The organism is Alistipes sp. AF14-19 (assembly GCF_003461645.1).
Classification (GTDB): Bacteria; Bacteroidota; Bacteroidia; order Bacteroidales; family Rikenellaceae; genus Alistipes; species Alistipes shahii.
Window position 1 is genome coordinate 1 of record NZ_QTXM01000043.1, and the last position, 3,423, is coordinate 3,423.

Annotated in this window: 2 rRNA genes; both read right to left on the bottom strand. The window is 50.5% G+C overall.

What is annotated here, in order from left to right:
- Positions 1-256: 256 nt before the first annotated feature.
- A 5S ribosomal RNA gene (gene rrf / locus DWW03_RS16250) occupies positions 257-370 on the bottom strand.
- A gap of 112 nt (positions 371-482) precedes the next feature.
- Positions 483-3,355 (bottom strand): 23S ribosomal RNA (locus DWW03_RS16255).
- Positions 3,356-3,423: the final 68 nt, after the last annotated feature.

Genomic DNA, 3,423 nt, shown 5'->3' on the forward strand with positions numbered 1-3,423 from the left:
CCACAAACGCCCGTCTCCGATCACGCTCGACGAATACCTCGCAGAACGGGAAAAATAACGTCCCCCAAACGCCGCTTTAAAAAGGCAGTCTTCCCCCTCCCGAAAATATCCGGCATCGAACTCCGTGTCGGACGTCGAACATTTCGTCTTCGCTCCCCCTGTAGGTTGCGCTGCCCCCCCCCTCCAAGACAAAAACCCCTCCTGTTAAGGAAGGGTTAGGCACAAAAAAAAGGTCAGACCTTACGATCTGACCTTGAAGAGGCGGCTACCTACTCTCCCACGGGAAAACCGCAGTACCATCGGCGTAAGTGAGCTTAACTTCTCTGTTCGGAATGGGAAGAGGTGGAACCTCACTGCTATAACCACCTAAAAGAACCTATGCTTCAATATATCGAAGCCGTGCGAGTGATGCTTTTAGATCATCACAATCCGTCGCACTCGGTAAGAGTTGACATATTCGGGAAATGAGATAAAGAATTGCTGCAAAAAAGTCGTTCGGGTAATTAGTACTGCTCGGCTTTGACATTACTGTCTTTACACCTGCAGCCTATCAACGTAGTAGTCTCCTACGCCCCTCAAGGGAAAACTTATCTTGGGGATGGCTTCGCGCTTAGATGCTTTCAGCGCTTATCCAAACCGAACGCGGCTACTCGGCAGTACACTTGGCAGCATAACCGATACACCGGAGGTTCGTCCAACTCGGTCCTCTCGTACTAAAGTCAGGACCCCTCAATTTTCCTACGCCCGCAACAGATAGAGACCGAACTGTCTCACGACGTTCTGAACCCAGCTCGCGTGCCACTTTAATCGGCGAACAGCCGAACCCTTGGGACCTTCTCCAGCCCCAGGATGTGACGAGCCGACATCGAGGTGCCAAACCGCCGCGTCGATATGAGCTCTTGGCGGCGATCAGCCTGTTATCCCCGGAGTACCTTTTATCCTTTGAGCGATGGCCAGTCCACACAGAACCACCGGATCACTATACCCTGCTTTCGCACCTGGTCGACTTGTAAGTCTCACAGTCAAGCACCCTTATGCTATTGCACTCTGCGCACGGTTACCATTCGTGCTGAGGGTACCTTGGGAAGCCTCCGTTACGCTTTTGGAGGCGACCACCCCAGTCAAACTACCCACCAAACGGTGTCCCCTATCAAGGGTTAGAATCCAAGTACACAAAGGGCCGTATTTCAACGTTGACTCCACGAATACTGGCGTACCCGCTTCAATGTCTCCGGCCTATCCTACACATTGTGTACCCAAATTCAGCGTTAAGCTATAGTAAAGGTTCACGGGGTCTTTTCGTCCCGTTGCGGGTACCCGGCATCATCACCGGGACTACAATTTCACCGAGCTCACGGTTGAGACAGTGTCCAGATCGTTACACCATTCGTGCAGGTCGGAACTTACCCGACAAGGAATTTCGCTACCTTAGGACCGTTATAGTTACGGCCGCCGTTTACTGGGGCTTCGATTCAATGCTTCTCTTGCGATGACATCCCCTCTTAACCTTCCAGCACCGGGCAGGTGTCAGGCCCTATACGTCTTCTTTCGAATTTGCAGAGCCCTGTGTTTTTGATAAACAGTCGCCTGGACCTCTTCGCTGCGCCCTACTCGCGTAGGGACCCCTTTTCCCGAAGTTACGGGGTTAATTTGCCTAGTTCCTTAACCGTGATTCACTCGAGCACCTTAGGATACTCTCCTCGACCACCTGTGTCGGTTTACGGTACGGGTAACATATACTATAACTTAGAAGATTTTCTCGGAAGTCGACTTGGGTGAACTATCAGATTGGCCGTAGCCGCTCCGTACTGTCGGGTTTCAGCAAGGACTAACTCTTAATCTGTCCCTATACCTACACCCTTTAACCACCTATTCCGTCAGGCGGCGTCACTTACGTTCCTTCGTCTCTCCATCGAGGTATATGTTAGTATCGGAATATTAACCGATTGTCCATCGAGATCACCGTTCGGCTTACCCTTAGGACCCGACTAACCCTGATCCGATTAGCGTTGATCAGGAAACCTTGGTCTTGCGGTGTGCGGGTTACTCTCCCGCATTATCGTTACTCATGCCTACATTTGCTTTTCCATAAACTCCACCTATCCTCGCGGAATGGCTTCGACGTCAATGGAATGCTCCCCTACCGCACTTTCGTGCCCAGAACTTCGGTGGTATACTTGATGCCCGTTTATTATCCACGCTTTGCCGCTCGACTAGTGAGCTGTTACGCACTCTTTGAATGAATAGCTGCTTCCAAGCTAACATCCTAGCTGTCTCTGCAGCAAAACATCGTTAGATCAACTTAGTATACTCTTCGGGACCTTAGTTGCTGGTCTGTGTTGTTCCACTCTCGTAACCGGACATTAGCACCCGGTCGCTCACTGCTGTAAATCATACTACTGGCATTCGGAGTTTGTCAGGATTTGGTAGGCGGTGAAGCCCCCGCATCCAATCAGTAGCTCTACCTCCAGTAGACTCTTAATTACAACGCTGCCCCTAAAGGCATTTCGGGGAGTACGAGCTATTTCCCAGCTTGATTAGCCTTTCACCCCTACCCTCAAGTCATCGAGAAGCTTTTCAACGCTTATTCGTTCGGTCCTCCAGTTGGTTTTACCCAACCTTCAACCTGCTCAAGGGTAGATCGCAAGGTTTCGCGTCTACAACCACTGACTAGCCGCCCTGTTCAGACTCGCTTTCGCTTCGGCTCCGTGCATCCGTGCACTTAACCTCGCCAGTGATTAGTAACTCGTAGGCTCATTATTCAATAGGCACGCCGTCACAGCACGAAACTGCTCCGACCGGTTGTAAGCGTATGGTTTCAGGTTCTATTTCACTCCCCTGTTCGGGGTTCTTTTCACCTTTCCCTCACGGTACTGGTTCACTATCGGTCTCTTGGGAGTATTTAGCCTTACCGGGTGGTCCCGGCAGATTCAGACAGGATTCCTCGTGTCCCGCCCTACTCAGGATACTGCTATCGCATAACGAACTTACCTGTACGGGCCTTTCACCCTCTATGGACGAACTTTCCAGATCGTTCCAGTTCATTGTTACTTGAATATTGCAGTCCTACAACCCCGGCATTGCCGTAACAATACCGGTTTAGGCTTTTTCCCTTTCGCTCGCCGCTACTCAGGAAATCGATGTTTCTTTCTTTTCCTCCTCCTACTAAGATGTTTCAGTTCAGAGGGTTGGCCCATCTTACGATGTGTCAGGTCTTCTACCTGACGGGTTGTCCCATTCAGAAATCTCCGGATCAAATCTTGTTTGCAAATCCCCGGAGCTTTTCGCAGCTTACCACGTCTTTCTTCGCCTCCAAGAGCCTAGGCATTCCCCATACGCCCTTATTTACTTTCTTACAACTTCTCACACAGCCTATTCCCGCGTGAGAACTTTATCTCATCTCCTTAAATATGTCAATGAACG